Raw genomic sequence first — 20,745 nt, forward strand, 5'->3', positions numbered from 1 at the left:
GAAACTATTTCTGATGCAATTTGCTAGATACACTTGAGGTAACGTCATTATAAAAAAATGGATGATGTGTATTTTTATACGCTTCATCCATTTTTTATATTTGTCGTAGTAAAGATTTCACTACTCAGAAACGCAGCTCTTCTATCGAGGTCTAATGAGCGCCGCCTGCATCAATAGGTCCAGTTGACCGTATAGGCTTGGTTAACCACACTAGCGCTACTAAAAATAAAAACAAGATCGCTGATATCCAAAAAATGTCTGTAGCACCTTTTGTGCTGGCTTCAACTGTCATCAATCTGTCGATAACAGCATATGCACCTTGCGGAGACATTCCTTGCGCGGTCAGGCCGTGGACAGCATCTACAAAGGCCGCATTTGTTGGTCCACTATGTTCCGATAATTGTGAATAGTGCAGCGCTGTACGGCGATCCCAAAAAGTACTAGTGACCGACGTTCCAATCCCACCAAACATGATTCGAACAAAGTTTGACAGACCCGCAGCCGCTGGAATTTTGTCAGGCGGTTGACCTGACAAGATAATCGACGTCAAAGGGATAAAGAACATTGCCATCGCAGCACCCTGAATCACCGTGGGAATCATTAGCCGCATGGTATCAACATTCTGTGTAAATCCTGCGCGCATAAAGAACACTAACGCGAAGATCAGGAACGCTGCAGACGCCACCCAACGTGCATCAATTTTAGGTAATAATTTACCAATCAACGGGGACAATATGATCGCAAAAATACCTACGGGTGCCATGACTTCACCCGCCAGTGTGGCGGTATATCCAAGCTGCGTTTGCAACCATAGCGGCAGAATCACCAAGCTACCAAAGAACAGGCCATAACCGACTGAGATTGCGATCACGCCGCCGCTGAAGTTGCGACTTTTGAATAGCGATAAGTCAACGACTGGATGCTTACTGCCTAGTTCCCAAATCACAAAATAGATGAAGGAGACTACCGCTACCGCAGTTAGAATCACAATTTGTCCGGAGTTGAACCAATCCAGCTCCTTGCCTTTATCCAGCATGATTTGTAGCGATCCCACCCAGACTACAAGAAGCCCTAGACCGACCGCATCAATAGGTAGCTTGCGGGTCGCAGATTCACGTGTTTTATAGATAGACCATGTTGCCCAAGCGGCAAATACACCGATTGGAATGTTGATATAAAAAATCCATGGCCAAGTGTAATTGTCGGAAATCCAGCCGCCTAACAGCGGCCCCATGATGGGCGCTACAAGCGTCGTCATCCCCCAGAACGCCAGGGCCATTCCGCTTTTTGAGGGCTTATAACTCCCTAGTAATAGCGATTGGGATAACGGAATCATTGGTCCAGCAACAGCGCCCTGCAAAACCCGTGCTGCAATCAACACTTCCATGCTTGGCGCGAGCCCGCACAGCGTTGATGACAGGATAAACAGGATAATTGAGGTGATAAATAATCGGACCTGACCAAAGCGCTGGGTCAACCAGCCGGTCAGCGGAACCGAAATTGCATTCGCAACCGCGAACGAAGTGATAACCCATGTCCCTTGTTGCGGGGAGACGCCCAAATCTCCCGAGATAGCAGGGATAGAGACGTTTGCAATCGACGAGTCGAGTACGTTCATGAACACGGCTAACGACAAGGCTACCGTGCCAAGAACCAGTTTTCCACCCGTTAACGGTTGCAAGGGTTGCAACGGCTGATGTGGTCGGTTAGGGGAACTCATGCATGCATTCCGGTTCGGTTATTGTACAAAATACGCCATGAATCTTCTGAAAAGTGATGTGCTTCAAGATGTCAGAAATATGCATGGCGCCAGATGTCACAGGTTTCAATGTGCAGCAACGGCAGGATTCGGTGCGTTATTGGCGGCGATAATATCGCTAATAATCGCATCGGCTTCCTGGCCAGATTTGTCGAATACTTCGGTTTTGTAAGCAGGCACAGTCCTGGCTGCGGAGCCTGCAGTCAATGAAGTTCCTTCGGTTTTAGCGATATCGACCTTCACATCCATTGAGACGCCGATCCGTAGTGGATGGGATTCCAGATCTTTTGGATCGAGGGTGATGCGCACCGGAATACGCTGTACGATTTTGATCCAGTTGCCACTGGCATTTTGTGCTGGTAACAGTGCGAAGGCAGAACCTGTTCCGGCTGCAAGGCCTAAAACTGTTCCGTGATATTCGATCTTCGAGCCGTACAAATCGGACACTAATGTCACCGGTTGACCGATGCGCATATTCGCGATTTGCACTTCCTTAAAATTGGCATCTACCCATAATGCATTCAGCGGCACAATTGATAACAACGTCGTTCCGGCGGCTACACGCTGGCCGACTTGTACTGAACGTTTCGCAATGTAGCCGGTGATTGGCGCCGGCAATGTTGTCCGTGCGAAGTTCAGGTACATGGTGCGCACCTGAGCTGCAGCGTGCAGCACATTTGGATGTTGCGCCACTGTTGTCTTGTCAGTCAGTACGCGATTGGATGCGAGCTGTTCGCTGGTCGCTAATAGTGCCGCATCGGCAGTTTGAACGGCAACTTTTGCATGCTCCAACTCTTCCTTGGATACAGCACCTGTAGCGATTAATTGCTGACGGCGGGCCAAATCAGCGCGTGCTTTTTCAACGTCCGCACGACGTGCTGTGACGTTTGCGTTCAAGGCGCTGTTATTGACAAACAATGTACGTACTTCGCGCACAGTTTGTGCCAGTTGGGCTTCCGATTGGTCGAGTGCAACTTTGGCATCCGCTTGATCCAATTTGATGAGAGGTACGCCCGCAGTGACCAATTCGGTGTCGTCGGCATTGATCGCAATGACAGTACCGCTAACCTGAGGCGTGACCTGCACTACGTTTCCTGAGACATACGCGTCGTCGGTACTTTCGAAGTGACGAGCAAAGATCACCCACCAAATGCCATACGCAATCAATAAAATCAAAAGAAGGACGGTAAAAGCGATGAGAAGTCCACGGCGCTTGCCTTTGGTCTCAATTGGCTGTTCGACGTCAGGCACGCCAGCACTGGCGGGAGGTGCAGCATTGTTAGAGTCTTGCGGAGTTTGATTAGGTGTATTCATGACGCTGCATTCACAAGAGGTGGACGGTTTGACAATGGATTATTGCTGCTGGTTTTTTTTGCATCGGTAGTGCTGATCGCCGCTGGGGACAGCCCTTCAGTGTTGGCATCAAAACCACCACCTAATGACTTGATCAGACCTATCCTCAAATCAGCGCGACGGGCAAGCGTATCGAGCTCGAATTTGCGCTGTGAGAGATAGGTGATTTGCGTGGCTACAACTTGGAGCATGTTGGCAGTACCAACTTGCTGGCGTTGCTGCGCGAGCTTCATGCCACGCTCAGCAGCCTGAGTTGCTGCGGCCTGATTATTTTTTTCAATCTCAGCTGCCCGCAACGACTGTACCTGATCCGAGACTTCGTGCAGTGCATCGGTGAGGGCTTTGTTATAGGTTGCAACGGCACCGTCGTAAGCGGCAACACGGCCTTTCAACTGAGCACGCAACGCGCCGCCTTCAAATATTGGCAAGTGAATAGCGGGACCGATTCCATTGACCATACTACTTTTGCTTAAAAAGTTGGTCCAGCCCAAACTTGAAAGTCCGATCATCGCCGATAAATTGACGTTTGGATAGAACTCAGTTTTTGCCACTTTAATATCGCTTTGAGCGGCTTCGACTTGCCAGCGTGCAGCCACAATATCAGCGCGTCGCCCGAGTAATCCCATTGGCAACTGGTCGGGCAGAGTGATAGCTGTTTCTGCTGGCAGTGATGGTTGGGGAATCAGCAAACCACGGTCTGGTCCTTGCCCGAGCAGCGCCGCCAATTGGTTGCGGGTCAAGGCAATGGCTTCATTCCATTGAGCGTGTTCGGAGAGTAAATTGGCTACTTGTAAGCGACTTTGTTGATTGTCGCTTTGCGTATCAAGGCCGGCAGCAAAACGTTGTTGCGTCAAACGGTCTAACTGAGCGCGTAAAGCTAATTGTTGATTGGTTAAATCCAGCTGCGCATATTGTCTTGCCAATTGAATCCATGCCTTGGCGACTGCGGTGGTCAGCATGAGACGCGAAGCATAATGTTCAGCCTCTGCTGCTTTACTTTGAGACAGCGCAGACCGCAATTCCGCGCCATGTTTATCCCAAAAGTCAAGATCATACGAAAAGTTCAGCGCCAATTCATTATCCGTTACGTACGCGCCACCAAATGGTGGTGGATAGATGCTGTTTTCAGTGAATCGTTGGCGCGTGGATGAAAAGCTGGCTCCAACCTGTGGCTTGGAACTTGCACCCGCTGCTTCAACCATTGCGTGTGCCGCTGCGACACGGGCTGCTGCGACTTGCAGATCTGGGTTACCGGCCAAAGCTTCATCAGTGAGTTGTTGTAGCGGAGCGCCGCCAATACTCGTTACCCACGAAGCGTCAGGCCATTGGCCACCTTGGTCTGGAAGCGATGTCGCAGTGGCATAGTCGGCCGCGGTATTGGAGTGAGCACTTGTTTGAATACCGCTCATATTGGCACAAGCCGACAAAAGGATAGCGGTCACAGAGATAGCGAGGCGCTGCAGGCGCATGGAGGATAATGCGAGTCGAAAAGAATTAGGAAGAGTGTTCATTGGAATGATTTGTTTAGCTGCATTCGTTGATGATGGCATTTTTAGAGAAGATGTCACGTAGGCAATAATTGCCGGATTAATTTTTTGTTGTCTGGTCAATGAATTTTCACGGCTGGATTTTGTGGGTTATTTGCCAGCACACGTCGCAATAGGGACTTTAAAAAACCGATCTCTTCTGGGGTAAATCCAACAAAATGTTGATTTAGTACATCACAAAAAACCGACGGTATCTTTTTTGCCAGTTCTGCACCGTCATCGGTAAGCCCCAACTTTACTAAACGCCGATCTTGCGGGCATGGCTCACGCAGGATCAGCCCACGCGACGCCAACCTATCAATCATCCGCTTCATCGAAGCCGCATCGGTGTACGTTTCTCTGGTTAAGTCTGCGGCTGTTAAATACTTCCCGGTGGAAAGCATTAATAAAATGGCTCCCTGCGCGTGTGTTATGCCAAATTTGCTTAATAAATCGTCTGAGCTTTTCATCAGCATAGTGCGCGAGCGCGCTAATAAGTAGCCGATGCTATCTTCGATTTGATACGTATCGATTGCGAAAAGGGGTGAAATTTCAGCCGGATTGGTCACTTAGTTTCTTTAATAATCATTGCCTAGGCAAGAATATACAGGAGTTTAAGGAAACACGCAGCCAGTTGCTATCGTCAAAAACCAGTTGTATAAGTGTGTTTGGTGTTAATAGTCCTGATTAAGATGGCATATTAAGATAGCCTAGGTCTTAAACGTTGTTTTTTATCCTCACAAAATAGAGGGCATCCTCCATATAAATCGACGGTAGATAACAACGAAGTGTTGTTTTTCATAAATTTTTTTGGGGCGGAGAAGCTTGGGTTTTTATTCCAAATGCCATCTCCACGCGCACCAAAATAGGGGGCTCACGTATGCATAGGATGCATGTGATACAAATAAGCCCAACAAATCCAGGGCATGAGTACGCACCATCTTGGGCAAATGTGGTCCATCTCGATACATCAACAAAAGAGTTTCAAATAGAAAACTATCAGAACAAAAAACCGATAGTTGTTGATGAAATGATCAAGCTAAAAATCATATAAATTATTTATAAATCAAACGTTCCTTCTAGGTAACATTACTGTTAATCTTAAAAATTGACGGTTCGGTGGAACATGTTTTGAATAAACTTCTGACTTTTCCTGAGCAATTAGCTGCATCTCCTTCAGCACGCGCTAAAGCCATGCTGTTCCACGATCCACGCTCCACGGCATTGTTAAAACAGGTTGAGCGGATCGCGTTAAGCGATGCGACTGTATTAGTTACCGGCGACACAGGCACCGGTAAAGAATTAATTGCCAGACACATCCATGTCCAAAGTGGCCGTACTGGCCCTTTTATTGCAGTAAATTGCGGCGCGTTCTGTGAAACGTTGGTGGACGCGGAATTGTTCGGTCATGAAGTTGGCGCATTTACGGGCGCTACTCATGCCCGTTCAGGATGGTTTGAAGCCGCCAACGGAGGGACTTTATTTCTTGATGAAATTGGAGAGTTACCGGCTTCTTTGCAGGTGAAGTTATTACGCGTGCTGCAGGAACGTCAGGTCGTCAGACTAGGTTCGCGACGCCCGATTCCGCTAGACGTGCGATTGGTTGCGGCCACCAACGTCGACTTGCAACAGGCAATATTCCACAACAGATTTCGTGCTGACTTATATTATCGTCTTAGCGTCGCGACGGTAAATATGTTGTCGCTTCGTGCCAGATCCGGTGACATCTTACCGCTGGCACGCCACTTCATTGAGACCTACAGTACAAGACTGCACTTGGAGGGGGTAACCTTAAGTGTTGTTGCACAAAAGATGCTTGAAGCTTATGACTGGCCGGGCAATATTCGTGAGTTAGAAAACGTAATCCATTACGCACTTATCGTCTGTGATGGAAATGTGATCATCAAGGATGATTTAAAGCTTGCCGGTAACATGCAGCGCTCTCCCAACTTCGAGTCACATGATACGGCCGAATTTACGCCTACTTCCTCACCACAGAGAGATCAATCGATTAATGGCTCCGCGACACAGATGCAACATCGACTAGAAGCCTTAATTGCAGAGTGCATCCAATTTGCGCAACCTAATCTCTTCGAAACCGTCGAGAAAGCGGTGGTTCATACCGCTTTTGCAGGTTGTAATCAAAATCAGGTACAAACCGCAAAGGTCTTAGGTGTTACTCGCAACATGCTTAGAACCCATTTGAAACGATTTGGTTTAATCGGTTAAGTACTAGTGAACTCGGTCAAATATCTGTAACGGTGAAACATTGCGCGATTGCATTGTTGCCATGGCTGTCTGATATAAATAAAAAATTAGTTAATAAAAAAGGGAGCAATTCAATTGAATTGCTCCCTTTTTATATACTACTGAACCCACCTTCTTGGCCCGGATAGCTTAACTTACAGGCATTACAATACTTCACTCGCGTGATCTGCCAAACGTGACCTTTCACCGCGTGCCAATGTAACGTGACCACTGTGCGACCAACCTTTGAAACGATCAACGACGTAAGTCAAGCCGCTGGAACCTTCGGTCAGATAAGGCGTATCGATTTGCGCAATATTGCCCAAACAAATAATTTTGGTTCCCGGACCTGCGCGAGTTACCAATGTTTTGATTTGTTTTGGTGTCAAGTTTTGTGCTTCGTCGATGATCAAAAACTTATTAACAAAGGTCCGACCACGCATAAAGTTAAGCGACTTGATTTTGATCTTTGAGCGAATCAGGTCTTGCGTTGCTGCACGGCCCCATTCACCCGCGTCGGAGTCCGATTTGTTGAGCACTTCGAGATTGTCGTCGAATGCACCCATCCACGGACCCATTTTCTCTTCTTCTGTACCTGGCAGAAAACCTATATCCTCACCGACCGGCACCGTGACACGCGTAACGATAATCTCGTTATAGGTTTTGGTTTCCAGCACCTGGGCCAGACCTGCGGCTAATGCTAATAGCGTTTTTCCAGTACCTGCTTGTCCTAACAATGTGACAAAATCACACTCCGGATTCATCAGCAAATTCAGGGCGAAATTCTGTTCGCGGTTACGTGCCGTGACGCCCCACACGCTATTTTTTGCATGCGCGTAGTCGCGTAGCGATTGCAGCACAGCGGTTTTGCCATTGATCTGCGTCACTTGCCCGTAGAACGCAGCTTCACCGTTTTTCGGCTCGATAAATACGAACTGATTAACCAGTAGAGAGGGGACCAAAGGACCTGTCAGACGATAAAAGGTATAGCCGGTTCCGAGCTTGTTTTCCTGCCACGACTCAATCCCTTTGCCGTGCTTGATCCAGAAATCATCCGGTAGTTGCTGAATACCGGAGTACAGCAGATCGGTGTCTTCCAATACATGATCATTGAAATAATCTTCTGCTGGAAGACCCATAGCGCGGGCCTTAATGCGCATGTTGATGTCTTTGGACACCAGCACCACCGGCCGACTTGGTGTCTCGGCTTCAAGTGCGCGCACCACGCCCAGGATCTGATTGTCGGCTTTGCCGACAGGCAAGCCTTCAGGGAGTGTTCCGTTTTGAAGTTTGGTCTGGAAAAACAGGCGACCCTTCGCGTCCTTATTACCTAGTTTTGATAACGGAATTCCATGATCAATCTGGTCATCGACTACGTCACCTACGAGTGCGTCAAGCGAGCGGGATACCTGACGCGCATTGCGCGCAACTTCCGACATGCCTTTTTTATGGTTGTCGAGTTCTTCCAACGTCACCATCGGCAAGTAAATATCGTGCTCTTCGAAACGGAATAATGAGCTCGGATCATGCATTAATACGTTGGTATCGAGCACAAACAGTTTTGTTACGCCTGACTTATCAGCCGCACGGCTGGTACTTGATTTGGGACGACCTTCTGTCGATTTAACGGTTTTATCTACTACTGAGCGCGGGTTATCGCTTGGTGCTTTATCGGTCTTACGGCTCTCAACGGGGCGAGTCTGAACTGGCTTATTACGCGCTTGTGGTGCTGGAGCGGTTATCAGTTTTGCTACTGGCGCAGTACGAACCGGGCGGTTAACTGGTTCCACGATTGCAATGCGCGGCTTGACGGTTTTGCCAACTTCCGCTTTGGGGTAATCCTGAACGGAGAGTAGGGCAGCGGGTTTGGTCGGTAGTTTTGGTAGGGGCATAAAAAACCTCGCTTTAGTGATGAAAAAATAGTTCGTTATGATAAAAACGAACCAGACCAACCAGTGAAACAACCTTAAAAAACAACAAAATACATGTAAAAAGAGGAACGGCTATGTCTAGATTGTAGAAAATCGTTAAATCGCAAAGTAAAAAAGCCGTTTGAGAAGGCCTAAGACCTTTTCCTCAAACGGCTTTCCATGGAATAATTTTTTAGAATTCAATGATTTAGAAACTCAAGTTATAGTTTTCACAAAATCAAGTATATCCGTGACGTGCCCAGGCACTTTCACTCCTCGCCATTCTTTCACCAATATGCCAGCGCCGTCAATCACAAACGTACTTCTGTCGATACCGCGCACTTTTTTGCCGTACATATTTTTGATTTTCATCACATTAAACATCGTGCATAAAATCTCGTCCGGATCTGAAATTAAGTCGAACGGCATGTCTAGTTTAGCTTTAAAACCCTCATGCGAACGGATACTGTCGCGGCTGATTCCAAATATAAATGTGTTGCTTTCTTGAAATTTAGAATAAAGATCACGGAACTGAATACTTTCCGTTGTGCAGCCCGGGGTATTATCTTTTGGATAAAAATACAGAACCAGGTTTTTTCCAAGAAAATTGGACAATATGAATGTTTGGTTGCCAGTCATCGGCGCGGAAAATTCGGGAACAGTCATGTTAATGATGGATGCTTGATCTGTCACTTTTTGTCCTCTTCTCTGAATGAAATATATAAAATAATTACCAGCTCAGAGAGATTGCAGTTAATTGCATCAAACGCTGGCTTGCATGATCATGTCGCCAGAACGGCCTGGCAATTCTGCCCAGTGCATCGGCAAAGTAGGCATGGACTGATCTTTTATCTTCAGATAATAGTCTTCCATGGAAACCAACTTGTAACCTTGCGCCCGCCATCCTTGCAGCAACTGTTCAAATATTGGGGCGAGTTTTTGTCCTTCAAGTTCCGCGTGCAATGTAAATACATGATCACGTGGCTCGGCCGTTAATTTCAGCAAGTGTGCCGCAATATTTACAACATTCAACTCAACACCATTGATCGTGCGTCCCAGTAGTTCGTCTAACGTCGGCAGGGTGGTTGGAAGCTGCACGCAAGGTAACGTTACGCCGCTTACACTTAAGCGATGTGGCCCAGCCAATTGGTCAGTTAATGCGCCAGATTCGGTTAGCATAGCCCGGCCATCGGATGAGTAAGCTATGTTAAAAACTTCAAGCTGTTCGAAAGCATAGGGATTCATTTGCCAACCGGCAGCGCCATGTGTTTTGGGAGCAAAGCCAAAAATATTTTTGAAGCGATCAAATGACCGTTGCATCGTACTTTGAGTCCATGCCGCGCCCCTTTGGCGCACGTGATCTTGCCAGACACGATGATCCCAGGTATGGATGCCACACTCAAAACCTGCCGCGTGTACGGCCTGCATGTAACTGGCGCAGGTTTTCCCGATATCTGGTGCTGGCAATAAAACGCCGTACATCAGTGTTTTGAGGCCGTAATGCTCAACCACTGAGGTACGCGACACTTTTTTGAAAAAACCCGGTCTGAATACCTGTTTTAATGCCCAACCGGTATGGTCTGGACCAAGCGAAAACAAGAACGTTGCATTGGCTTGATATTTGGTGAGCAGACGCACCAGGTTAGGTATTCCCTCGCGCGTGCCGCGATAGGTGTCAGCGTCGATTTTTAGGGTAAGGAGAGCCAAGGTTGGTGTAATACCTGAAGGTGGTGTTGACCCGCGTAGCGCGGTTGAAGGAGAGCTGTTTTTTTGTGACTATGAGTTAGTCAGCAGCAGCAATAATGAAACGAATTTAATCTTTGGTGACTTGTTAATAGGCGCAAGGAAACAGATTACGCCTATTAACACGTTAGTTTAATCCATCAAGGCACGCGCCTCTGCGACCTGACCGCGATAAGCATCAAAAATATTGCGCAAAGTATCCGCCATATTGGTCGTCGGCTTCCAGTTCAACTCATCGCAAGTGTTTGTGATTTTTGGCACACGGTTTTGCACGTCCTGATAGCCTTTTCCGTAGTATTCAGCGGAAGTCGTTTCGATCAGTTTAACGTCCTTGGCAGAGTCTGCGTATTCAGGGTACTCGGCAGCCAATTTCAACATCATGTCCGCAAGATCACGGATGGAATAGTTGTTAATCGGGTTGCCAATATTGTAGATTTTGCCGCTAGCAATACCATCTTTATTAGCGATGATTTTAATCAATGCATCGATACCATCGTCGATATAAGTGAACGCGCGTTTTTGCTCGCCACCGTCGACCAGAGAAATATTTTCGCCACGAACGATGTGACCAAAGAATTGCGTTACTACACGGGAGCTACCTTCTTTTGGCGTATGGATAGAATCCAGGCCAGCGCCAATCCAGTTGAATGGACGGAACAAGGTGAAGTTCAGGCCATCTTCCATGCCATAACCCCAGATCACGCGATCCATTAATTGCTTGGCGCAAGAATAAATCCACCGTGGTTTGTTGATCGGGCCGCAAATTAATTCAGATGCTTCTGGATCGAATTCTTCGTCATGGCACATGCCATAAACTTCAGAAGTCGAAGGAAATACCAAATGTTTACCGTATTTTGCTGCTGATCGCACGATCGGTAGATTTGCTTCAAAATCTAGTTCGAAGACACGCAATGGTTTTTTGACGTACGTTGACGGTGTCGCGATGGCGACCAAAGGTAGAATGACGTCACATTTTTTGACGTGATATTCGACCCACTCCTTGTTGATGGTGATGTCGCCTTCAAAGAAGTGCATGCGCGATTTGTATTCTTCGTTTTCCAGCAGATCAGTAATACGGTCGGTCATCATGTCCATACCGTATACGTGCCAGTCGGTGGTGTCCAAAATACGCTTGGATAGATGGTGGCCGATGAAGCCGTTAACGCCGAGAATAAGAACTTTTTTCATATTGATATCGTTTAATAGGTTGTTGTTCTAATTGGTACAGTGCGTCACCGCCAAAATCTTAAACGCTGCTATTTTTATAAGCACGATAGTTTGAGACTTCGCTTCGATAAATAGTCGAAGGGCGGGCGACATTGCCAGATTGTTTTGTTGTAAATCTACTAAAGCATCGTTTGTAGCGCTTGCGCTGTCACGGCCTTCCCATTCGCTGACAAACTTTTGATTAACAGCGCGCGACCATCGCCGCACACCCCAAAAATGCAATTATCCACCACCGCCAGGCCGATAGGCAAATTTGTCATCGGGATTTTAGAAAGACGGGCATTTTCTATCACAAAAGTAACATCGTCCAAGACAGTCCATGCGCCGGGATAGGGCGGCGCTACTGCACGATACAGGTTGTACACTGATTGTGCTGTTTGTTGCCAGTCTATCTTGCCGTCAGCTGGCTTTCTACCGCCGAAATAGCTTCCCTGCGATAGATTGTTCGGGATTGCCGGTATTGCGCCCGCTAACATCGCTGGTAGGGCATTCCATAGCGTCTGCTCAGCCGCTACGACTACTTTGCCGAATACCTCGTGAGCGGTATCGTCAGGCAAAATAGGGACTGATGTTTGTGCAACGATAACACCGGCATCAGGTTTGAGCGCCATTTTATGCAACGTCGCGCCGGTTTCGGTTTCACCGTGTAACACTGCCCAATTGATCGGTACGCGTCCCCGATATTTTGGCAACAATGAACCGTGCATGTTGAAAGCGCCATGTGTGGCGAGCGCTAACAATTTAACGGACAACATGTGACGGTAATAAAAACTGAAAATAAAATCAGGTTTTAAAACGGAAATTTGTGCAAATAGCTCTGGGTCGCTCGGATCTGCGGGTGTAACGACCGGAATACCCTGTTCTTGACATAAGGCTGAAACCGAGTCGAACCAGATAGTTTCTTGCGGATTGTCCTCGTGGCTGACGACTAACGCTACATCAACGCCACGCGCCAAAAGCACCTTCAGACAACGTACGCCGACGTTATGGTAAGCAAAGACAACCGCTTTCATGATGCGCCCATATCCTCAGGACTGGTTCGCTCCAGCACCGCTTGAATGACATATCGCGGACGTGCACGCACTTGCTGATAAATCCTACCGACGTATTCACCTACTAAACCGATGCCAAACAAAATCATCCCCATCAGGAAAAAGTTGATTGCGAACAACGTGAAAAGTCCCTGAACCTCTGCGCCCAACACGAAGCGCCGTATTAGCAACAAAATGAACAACGCGGCAGATCCAAAAGCCAGCACTATACCAACGAGTGAAAATAACTGTAACGGAATCAGGGAGAAGCCCGTTATCAAATCGAAATTCAACCGAATGAGACTATACAGTGAATACTTAGATTCACCAGCCGAGCGCTCTTCATGTTCAACAGTGATTTCGGTCTGTTTGCGGGCAAATGTGTATGCCAGTGCAGGGACGAAAGTATTGACTTCTTTGCATTGATTTATCAAATCAACAACGTTGCGTCCGTATGCGCGCAGCATGTTGCCCTGATCTGTCATTTTGATATGTGTGATTTTTTCGCGTATTCGGTTCATTACCTTGGAGGCAATGGTGCGCCATATCGAGTCCTGGCGCTGTCGGCGTATCGATCCGACATAATCATATCCTTCACGCATCTTGGCAACCAGATGGCGAATCTCTTCTGGTGGATTTTGAAGATCAGCATCCAATGTGATGATAATCTCACCCCGACTACTTTCAAAGCCCGCGAGAATCGCCATATGTTGGCCAAAATTGCCATTAAACAACACCACCCGAGTAACATCCGGACGTAACCGGAACTGCTCGGCCAAAACCGCGGCTGACGTATCGCGGCTGCCGTCATTGACGAAAACAATTTCATAAGATGTGCCGAGTGCGTCGAGCGCCGGATAAAGGCGCGCGAATAACTGGGCGAGGCCGGATTCCTCGTTATAAACCGGGATGACAACGCTGATTTCTGGTTTCATGAATCTTTTGCAAATTTATTTAAGCACAGATTTTACCGCGTCCACAGCGCGTTCGACATCACTGCTTTTCATCGCATTGAACATTGGCAGCGTCACGATGAGCCGACCGACCCGTTCTGAGACTGGAAACATGCCTTCTTTGAAGCCACGCTCACGGTACATGGTAAACAAATGTATCGGGGCGTAGTGATAGCCAACGCCCACACCAAGTGCTTGCATTTGCTCCATGAAAGTCGCGCGCGCTGGCTTACCGTCTGACCGTTCTGGCAATATCAGCTGGAACAGATGCCAGTTACTGTTTTCGAAATCGGCAATCGGCAACTCAGCGCCGTATTTTTCGGTAAAGTCGTTTCCGAAACAATCAAAATAGTGTTTTGCTAACTGGCACCGATGCGCTGTAATGGCGTCAATATGCGCAAACTGTCCAAGGCCGATCGCGGCGGCGATATCAGTCATGTTAAATTTCCCGCCCAAGACGTCAACATCAATGCCATCAAAACCCTGGCGGGTTACACCTTGCAATCGATATTTTTCGGCTAGCGAGGCTTCTTCGGCGTTATTTAATACTAAACAACCGCCTTCGGAAGACGTGATATTTTTATTGGCTTGGAAGCTAAAAGAAACAAAATCGCCAAATGAGCCTATGCGCTGCCCCTTCCAGGATGAGCCGAGTGCTTGCGCGGCATCTTCTACTACGCGCAGATTATATTTTTTAGCAATCGCATACAGGCGATCCATGTCGATTGGCAAGCCAGCCAAATAAACAGGAATAATTGCCTTGGTGCGAGGTGTAATGACGGCTTCCAGCTTGTCCAGATCGATATTATGGGTAAGTGGATCGATATCAGCAAATACCGGTGTTGCACCAGTTTCAATAATGACATTGGCGGTGGCAACCCAAGAAATCGGTGTTGTAATGACCTCGTCTCCGGGGCCAATGCCAGCGATCCGTAATGCAATTTCCATCGTGCAGGTACCGGAGTTGAAGGTCCGCACCGGACGACCACCAAAATAGGTAGATAACTGACTTTCAAAAGCCTGTACTTTAGGCCCGCTTGTGATCCAGCCAGAACGCAACACATCGCTCACTGCGGCGATGGTGTCTTCGTCGATGGTTGGCTTGGAGAATGGGAGAAATGGTTGTTGGCTCATAGCGATGTGGATCACAATATTTTAAGTAAATAAATTCCAATTGATGGAAATAAATTCAAATGTTAAAAATAGCGGGTTAAGTATAACGCGACTATAGCTCGGACTTGGCTGTAGAAAGCTTCGGCGAGTTCTGCACTCCAAAGCCTGCTACCGCCTATATTTAACTGCGCGTGAGTAACACAACACCGACAATAATGACGCCAATCCCCATTATTCGTTGCGCCGAAATGACTTCACCCAAAAAGTACCACGCGCCAATCGCGCTGACGATGTAACCCAACGAAAGCATTGGGTAAGCGATGGTTACGTCGACGCGGGAAAGTCCGATGATCCAGACACCAACTGAAATAACATAGCAGGTCAAACCACCGAGGATCGGCAATTGCGTGATCAGTTTAATGCCGGTTGGAAACCAGTTTTCGCTCGTCAAGTGAATGGCGCCGACTGCATTGGTTCCTGCTTTAAGGAGTAATTGTGCCAATGCATTGAGCAATACACCAGTCAAAATAAAGCCGAAGGTCGTAATATTCATGGGCCCTATTCCTTTTGGGACGAAATTGATGTGGGTGATGTGGCATCGGCATCTGACATGGACGACGATGGTTCAGGCGAAGCCGGATTTCCTCCCATTTTAGGAACATTAGCTGGATTCGATTTTTCACCAGGTTTAAGCATTGCATTAGTTACTACTACACGCCTTGGATCTTGCGCAATGACACGCATTGGGATGCCACTTTTTTGCAACTCGACATAATTTTCGGGGCGCATGATCGCAACATCTTTCTTGCCAGCCGCGTGGTCTGCAGTCCACTTCACCGCAAACGCATCGACTGTCGGAATCCATAATTGCGGCTCTTGCGTGAGACCGAACTCGAGTTCATCCATATGCTGCACCATAATCATGGTGCGACGTAGATAAAATGGCAATGACTGCTCATATTTCCCTACAACATAAATGGGGGTTTCTGGCGTCAACTCGGCCTCAATCGCAGGAACCATGTCGATACCAGCTGAGTAACGACCTTGCGGATCATGTCCGTACATTAGGAGCTGTCCACCCACAAAACCGCTGGCAGCCAAAGCCACAATTGCCCATTCTTTTTGACGACGTGAAAGGAGCAAGGCGGCGACAGCGCCAATGCAAGCAATGACCGATGCCGCAAATACCCATGGAACATGAGCCGCCATGAGTGGTGCGGAGAATGCATCTTTTGCCAGAGAAGGTATTTTCCAGGCGAGCGCTACACCGACCAAGCCAGGAATAAGTAAGACTAATGCCGAGGCATTGATTGCCTTGTTTGAGGCTCTATCCAGATGGCAAGCAATGAGTAAAGCTAACGACGGAAAAATCGGCAAGATGTAAGACGGCAGCTTCGAGTCAGAAATACTGAAAAAGACGAAAATGAACAGTGTCCAAATTAATAACATCTTTTTTGGCTGGAAGCCGGATGCTGCGTTGCGTTCGTGTGCACCGTTCCATAAACTCTGGAAAAGGACGCCTAACCATGGAATAATGCCCAACAGCAAAATTGGCACAAAGTAATAGGGTGGTCCATAACGATGATGAATCTTGCTGGTGAACCGCTGGAACTGCTCATGGATGAAGAAAAATTGCGGAAACTCGGGATTTTTGAGCGTAATTAGAACAAACCAAGGGGTGGCGATCACAAAAAACAGGATCAGTCCTTTTAACAGATGCAAGCGTTTCCAGATCGCCCAATCGCGTGAAAACACGGTGTAGAGCACAAGAACAGCACCAGGTATAAGTATGCCAATAAGTCCCTTCGACAGCACAGACAAGGCCATGCCCGCCCAACACACCAGCATCCAGTTGCGTTGTTGTGCAGCAGTGGCGTCAGTACGCTGTGCCAACAGTAAGCCAGACAGCGAAAGTGTCATCATCGCAGCGAGGCCCATATCAAGCGTATTGATATGACCCAACCCAGCCCACAGAAAGCTGGAGCCAAGCACCAAGGCGGCAAAAAATCCAATCCGTTCCGAAAATACTTTACGGCCGGTGTATGCCACCAGCACAACTCCTAGCAAACCACATAAACCAGTCCACAAACGTGCCTGCCATTCACCCAGGCCAAACACTTGAAAGGTCAATGCGTTCATCCAGGTTTGTAGAGGTGGCTTTTCAAAATACTTGATACCATTTAATCGCAATGTGATCCAGTCGCCCGTGGCCACCATCTCGCGCGCCATTTCAGCGTAGCGACCTTCATCGCTCGGGACTAACGTCCTTGCACCTAACATGTAGCACCAAATGATGCAAAACAGGAGAAACAACACCCATACGAAGGTTTTGGATTTATGCAGTTCACGCATCTTTGGCGAGTTCCTTGGTTGGTGGTGTCGGAACGACTAGTTCGAAAATTAATGCTAAGGCGACCTTGCGGCCCTCAGCCATCAAAATGTTGTATGTTCGGCATGCCGCCTGATTATCCATACACTCCACGCCGATACGACGTGCAGTCAGTACGGTGGTCAATTTGGGATGGATGAAGCGCTGCCGTTTGCCTGTACCAAGTATTACCACGTCGGGATTGGTACTGCCGATATGTGCGAAGTGTTCGGGGTCTAGTCGATCAAAGCTCCGAACAGGCCAGGCGACTGGCGGTAATTCAGGCAAAACGAGAAGGCTGTAATTAAAACGCACCATGTTGATGTCGACACCGTCGTCATCGTAAGCGGTTACGGTTTGATATTGTTGTGTAGTAGTGTGATGAAGCTTCATAGTCTGATTCTCCGCGTGATTGACTGCTATTAGACCGTCTACAGTCCGCCAATTCCCGTAAAAAGGAAAATAAAGTGCTGCATTGTAGCGTTTTCCATGGGGAACGACGTGGTATTACATGATAATTTGATTGATAAAGCGCTTCGCTTTCGGCAAAATGGTTAGTTCTGGCCTATTTTTTTACGTCAGTGAGATGCGCTAGTACCCTGGATAGTTAATGTAATTCCTAAATGTAGCCATTTAGTGCAACCATTAACGCAGCAACCCAGTGACACGCATTAGCGGATGTGATTGTCATCAACTAACAAGGAATGCGCTGTGCGGACGATTAAAAAATCAAAAAAACTGGACGACGTTTGCTACGATATCCGTGGGCCTGTGCTGGAAAAAGCACGGCAAATGGAAGAAGAAGGCCACAAAATTATTAAGTTAAACATTGGCAATCTGGCCGTGTTTGGCTTTGAACCGCCTGATGAAATCGTTCAGGATATGATCCGCAACATGGGTAATGCCGCCGGTTATACGGATTCTAAGGGTATGTTTGCGCCACGTAAATCGGTGATGCATTACACCCAACAAAAGAAAATCCAGGGCGTCACGATTGAGGATATCTATCTTGGCAACGGTGCTTCGGAACTGATTGTGATGAGTATGAATGCGCTACTCAATACCGGCGACGAAGTGTTGGTACCATCGCCCGACTATCCGTTATGGACTGCAGCAGTGAGTCTGTCGGGGGGGATTCCACGCCATTATATTTGCGATGAAAAAGCGGATTGGTTCCCTGATATTGCTGATATAAGAAGTAAAATCAACGCCAACACGCGTGCGATTGTTGTCATCAATCCGAATAATCCTACCGGTGCTTTGTATCCGGATACGTTGCTGCAAGAAATAGTTGATCTGGCGCGTGAGCATCAGCTGATCATCTTTGCAGATGAAATATACGACAAAGTGTTATACGACGGGCACACCCACACCTCGCTTGCGTCGCTTGCCGATGATGTGCTGTTTATTACCTTTAACGGCTTATCAAAAAATTACCGTTCATGCGGATATCGGGCTGGCTGGATGGTTGTGTCGGGCGAAAAAAGACATGCAAAAAGTTATATCGAAGGTTTGAACATGCTGGCGTCAATGCGTTTGTGCGCCAACGCACCAGGTCAATATGCGATTCAAACCGCGTTAGGTGGTTACCAGAGTATCAATGACCTGGTGAGTCCCACCGGTCGTCTGACCCGTCAGCGTGATATGGCGTATAAGTTGCTGACTGATATTCCTGGGGTGACATGCGTTAAGCCAAAAGCGGCGCTGTATATGTTTCCGCGCCTCGATCCACATATGTACCCGATTGCTGATGATCAGGATTTTGCTTATCAGTTGCTGGCCGAGGAACGGGTCTTAGTCGTGCAGGGAACTGGCTTTAATTGCCCGACGCAAGATCATTTTCGCGTGGTATTTTTGCCAAATACGGACGATTTGGCAGTGTCGGTTGGGCGAATTGCGCACTTTCTCGAAGGGTATCGCAAGCGGCACGGTACTGCGTAAAGTGCTCTCAATAAGAAGTACATCAAACATCGAATACAGCTAACACCTTAAATTTATTAATCGATGAACTTCATGTTGTTGTTCATCCCGTCGAATTGGCCTAAGTGCCATTTCGCTAGTAGCATTTTTTACAGATAGTAGAGACTATGAAATCCATCAAAGTAGGTTTGCTTGGCATCGGCACGGTCGGGTCCGGTACGTTCAATGTATTGAAACGCAATCAGCAGGAAATCGCAGCACGCGCTGGTCGCGGTATTGAAATTACGATGGTGGCCGATCTCAATACTGAGCGCGCAAAACAATTGACCAATGGCGAAGTGGAAGTGGTGAACGACGCCAGCCTTGTCATCAATAACCCAGATATTGACATCGTCATTGAGCTGATCGGCGGCTACGGCATCGCGAAAGATCTGGTCCTGAAAGCGATTGCGAATGGCAAACATGTAGTAACAGCAAACAAAGCGTTAATTGCGATTCATGGAAACGAAATTTTCAAAGCAGCACAGGAAAAAGGCGTCATCGTGGCATTTGAGGCCGCTGTTGCTGGCGGCATTCCTATCATAAAAGCGTTACGCGAAGGTCTGACGGCTAATCGCATCGAATGGATCGCTGGGATCATCAACGGTACTACGAACTTCATTTTGTCCGAAATGCGGGATAAAGGGCTTGATTTCGAAGTTGTCCTGAAGGAAGCGCAACGCTTGGGCTACGCCGAAGCGGATCCGACTTTTGATATTGAAGGCGTAGACGCGGCGCATAAGCTAACGATCATGGCGGCAATTGCGTTTGGTATTCCTGTGCAATTTAATAAGGCCCATGTTGAAGGCATAACAAAGTTGCAGGCGACGGATATTCGCTACGCTGAACAACTTGGTTACCGTATTAAGTTACTCGGTATTACCAAACGGACGGCGGCAGGTATTGAGTTGCGCGTGCATCCAACTTTGGTACCGGCAAGTCGTTTGATTGCAAACGTCGAGGGTGCGATGAATGCGGTGCTGGTCCGTGGCGATGCGGTTGGTGAAACGCTCTATTACGGCAAGGGTGCCGGTTCCGAGCCTACCGCTTCAGCAGTCATTGCCGATTTGGTCGATATCACCCGATTAGCGACAGCTGACCCTGAGCATCGGGTACCACATCTGGCCTTCCAGCCAGACGCGATGACTGATATTGAGATTTTGCCGATGGCCGAAATCACCACTAGTTACTATTTGCGCATGCGTGTTACGGACCAACCGGGCGTCATTGCCGATGTGACGCGCATCCTTGCCGATTCGTTGATTTCTATCAGCGCGATGTTACAAAAAGAGCCAGCCGAAGGGGAAACCTGTACCGATATCATTATGCTGACACATCAAACGCAAGAGAAAAACGTAGAAGCGGCTATTGCCAAAATCGAAGCACTGGAGACAGTCGTTGGTACGGTCACCAAGATTCGCCTGGAAGAGTTGACTTAAGCAGAGTGTTATTTAAAGATGCCCTTCAATATAGCGCTTGATTAATTTTTTGCGCAGAAAATACGACATTACCAAGGTCAGCAAAGGTTGTATTGCTGTTTAGTGAATGCAAATAAT

General features: G+C 47.7%; 17 protein-coding genes. 3 read left to right on the forward strand and 14 right to left on the reverse strand.

Going from position 1 to position 20,745, the window contains the following annotated elements:
• Positions 1-151 precede the first annotated feature (151 nt).
• From ACXX82_RS22065 to ACXX82_RS22080, 4 genes are all read right to left on the reverse strand, one after another.
• The gene (locus ACXX82_RS22065; RefSeq protein WP_322238407.1) at positions 152-1,720 is read right to left on the reverse strand and encodes a DHA2 family efflux MFS transporter permease subunit; all 1,569 of its coding nucleotides are present in this window, start codon (positions 1,718-1,720) and stop codon (positions 152-154) included.
• Between the two features lie 105 nt (positions 1,721-1,825).
• Positions 1,826-3,073 carry an HlyD family secretion protein gene (locus ACXX82_RS22070; RefSeq protein WP_458563709.1) on the reverse strand — a complete coding sequence of 416 codons (1,248 nt, stop codon included), beginning with the start codon at positions 3,071-3,073 and terminating at the stop codon, positions 1,826-1,828.
• Positions 3,070-4,623: an efflux transporter outer membrane subunit gene (locus ACXX82_RS22075; RefSeq protein WP_458563710.1), complete on the reverse strand. Its 1,554-nt coding sequence runs from the start codon at positions 4,621-4,623 to the stop codon at positions 3,070-3,072. The genes ACXX82_RS22070 and ACXX82_RS22075 overlap by 4 nt, the downstream gene beginning before the upstream one ends.
• A gap of 95 nt (positions 4,624-4,718) precedes the next feature.
• A complete protein-coding gene (locus ACXX82_RS22080; RefSeq protein ID WP_322238413.1) occupies positions 4,719-5,207 on the reverse strand; it encodes a MarR family winged helix-turn-helix transcriptional regulator in 489 nt (162 codons plus the stop codon).
• A 562-nt stretch (positions 5,208-5,769) separates the two neighbouring features.
• Between ACXX82_RS22080 and ACXX82_RS22085 the strand changes: the two genes are divergently transcribed.
• Entirely contained in the window at positions 5,770-6,867 is a 1,098-nt protein-coding gene (locus tag ACXX82_RS22085; protein WP_458563711.1) for a sigma-54 interaction domain-containing protein, read from the forward strand.
• Between the two features lie 182 nt (positions 6,868-7,049).
• On the opposite strand, the gene ACXX82_RS22090 is transcribed toward ACXX82_RS22085, so the two are convergent.
• The 10 genes from ACXX82_RS22090 to ACXX82_RS22135 all read right to left on the reverse strand — a co-directional run bounded on the left by ACXX82_RS22090 (position 7,050) and on the right by ACXX82_RS22135 (position 17,623).
• Positions 7,050-8,777 (reverse strand): PhoH family protein, encoded by a 1,728-nt coding sequence (locus ACXX82_RS22090; RefSeq protein WP_322238417.1) that lies wholly within the window; start codon positions 8,775-8,777, stop codon positions 7,050-7,052.
• Between the two features lie 234 nt (positions 8,778-9,011).
• Positions 9,012-9,488: a peroxiredoxin gene (locus tag ACXX82_RS22095; protein WP_322238419.1), complete on the reverse strand. Its 477-nt coding sequence runs from the start codon at positions 9,486-9,488 to the stop codon at positions 9,012-9,014.
• Between the two features lie 69 nt (positions 9,489-9,557).
• Positions 9,558-10,502 carry a polysaccharide deacetylase family protein gene (locus ACXX82_RS22100; RefSeq protein WP_458563712.1) on the reverse strand — a complete coding sequence of 315 codons (945 nt, stop codon included), beginning with the start codon at positions 10,500-10,502 and terminating at the stop codon, positions 9,558-9,560.
• Between the two features lie 168 nt (positions 10,503-10,670).
• Complete coding sequence (locus tag ACXX82_RS22105; protein ID WP_322238423.1) at positions 10,671-11,726, reverse strand: bifunctional UDP-4-keto-pentose/UDP-xylose synthase; 1,056 nt, start codon at positions 11,724-11,726, stop codon at positions 10,671-10,673.
• Between the two features lie 158 nt (positions 11,727-11,884).
• On the reverse strand, positions 11,885-12,778 hold the full coding sequence (locus tag ACXX82_RS22110; protein WP_322238425.1) for a formyltransferase: 894 nt from the start codon (positions 12,776-12,778) through the stop codon (positions 11,885-11,887).
• Complete coding sequence (locus tag ACXX82_RS22115) at positions 12,775-13,731, reverse strand: glycosyltransferase (protein WP_322238427.1); 957 nt, start codon at positions 13,729-13,731, stop codon at positions 12,775-12,777. The genes ACXX82_RS22110 and ACXX82_RS22115 overlap by 4 nt, the downstream gene beginning before the upstream one ends.
• Positions 13,732-13,746: 15 nt before the next feature.
• Positions 13,747-14,883 carry a DegT/DnrJ/EryC1/StrS family aminotransferase gene (locus ACXX82_RS22120; protein WP_322238429.1) on the reverse strand — a complete coding sequence of 379 codons (1,137 nt, stop codon included), beginning with the start codon at positions 14,881-14,883 and terminating at the stop codon, positions 13,747-13,749.
• Between the two features lie 160 nt (positions 14,884-15,043).
• Entirely contained in the window at positions 15,044-15,415 is a 372-nt protein-coding gene (locus ACXX82_RS22125) for an EamA family transporter (protein ID WP_322238431.1), read from the reverse strand.
• A 5-nt stretch (positions 15,416-15,420) separates the two neighbouring features.
• Positions 15,421-17,214 carry a glycosyltransferase family 39 protein gene (locus ACXX82_RS22130; RefSeq protein WP_458563713.1) on the reverse strand — a complete coding sequence of 598 codons (1,794 nt, stop codon included), beginning with the start codon at positions 17,212-17,214 and terminating at the stop codon, positions 15,421-15,423.
• Positions 17,207-17,623, reverse strand: coding sequence for an Mth938-like domain-containing protein (locus tag ACXX82_RS22135; protein WP_322238436.1), 417 nt, complete (start codon positions 17,621-17,623; stop codon positions 17,207-17,209). Before ACXX82_RS22135 ends, ACXX82_RS22130 begins: the two co-directional genes overlap by 8 nt.
• A 318-nt stretch (positions 17,624-17,941) precedes the next feature.
• On the opposite strand from ACXX82_RS22135, the gene ACXX82_RS22140 reads away from it, so the two are divergent.
• Positions 17,942-19,171, forward strand: a complete 1,230-nt coding sequence (locus tag ACXX82_RS22140) for a pyridoxal phosphate-dependent aminotransferase (RefSeq protein ID WP_322238438.1) — start codon at positions 17,942-17,944, stop codon at positions 19,169-19,171.
• Positions 19,172-19,317: 146 nt separating this feature from the next.
• The gene (locus ACXX82_RS22145) at positions 19,318-20,628 is read left to right on the forward strand and encodes a homoserine dehydrogenase (protein WP_323507639.1); all 1,311 of its coding nucleotides are present in this window, start codon (positions 19,318-19,320) and stop codon (positions 20,626-20,628) included.
• Positions 20,629-20,745 lie beyond the last annotated feature (117 nt).

The sequence above is a fragment of the Glaciimonas sp. GNP009 genome (genome assembly GCF_054343755.1).

Coding starts and splice junctions, on each gene's coding strand:
- ACXX82_RS22145 (WP_323507639.1), top strand. CDS start 19,318: ATGAAATCCATCAAAGTAGGTTTGCTTGGCATCGGCACGGTCGGGTCC.
- ACXX82_RS22125 (WP_322238431.1), bottom strand. CDS start 15,415: ATGAATATTACGACCTTCGGCTTTATTTTGACTGGTGTATTGCTCAAT.
- ACXX82_RS22135 (WP_322238436.1), bottom strand. CDS start 17,623: ATGAAGCTTCATCACACTACTACACAACAATATCAAACCGTAACCGCT.
- ACXX82_RS22120 (WP_322238429.1), bottom strand. CDS start 14,883: ATGAGCCAACAACCATTTCTCCCATTCTCCAAGCCAACCATCGACGAA.
- ACXX82_RS22105 (WP_322238423.1), bottom strand. CDS start 11,726: ATGAAAAAAGTTCTTATTCTCGGCGTTAACGGCTTCATCGGCCACCAT.
- ACXX82_RS22110 (WP_322238425.1), bottom strand. CDS start 12,778: ATGAAAGCGGTTGTCTTTGCTTACCATAACGTCGGCGTACGTTGTCTG.
- ACXX82_RS22070 (WP_458563709.1), bottom strand. CDS start 3,073: ATGAATACACCTAATCAAACTCCGCAAGACTCTAACAATGCTGCACCT.
- ACXX82_RS22075 (WP_458563710.1), bottom strand. CDS start 4,623: ATGAACACTCTTCCTAATTCTTTTCGACTCGCATTATCCTCCATGCGC.
- ACXX82_RS22090 (WP_322238417.1), bottom strand. CDS start 8,777: ATGCCCCTACCAAAACTACCGACCAAACCCGCTGCCCTACTCTCCGTT.
- ACXX82_RS22115 (WP_322238427.1), bottom strand. CDS start 13,731: ATGAAACCAGAAATCAGCGTTGTCATCCCGGTTTATAACGAGGAATCC.
- ACXX82_RS22065 (WP_322238407.1), bottom strand. CDS start 1,720: ATGAGTTCCCCTAACCGACCACATCAGCCGTTGCAACCCTTGCAACCG.
- ACXX82_RS22130 (WP_458563713.1), bottom strand. CDS start 17,214: ATGCGTGAACTGCATAAATCCAAAACCTTCGTATGGGTGTTGTTTCTC.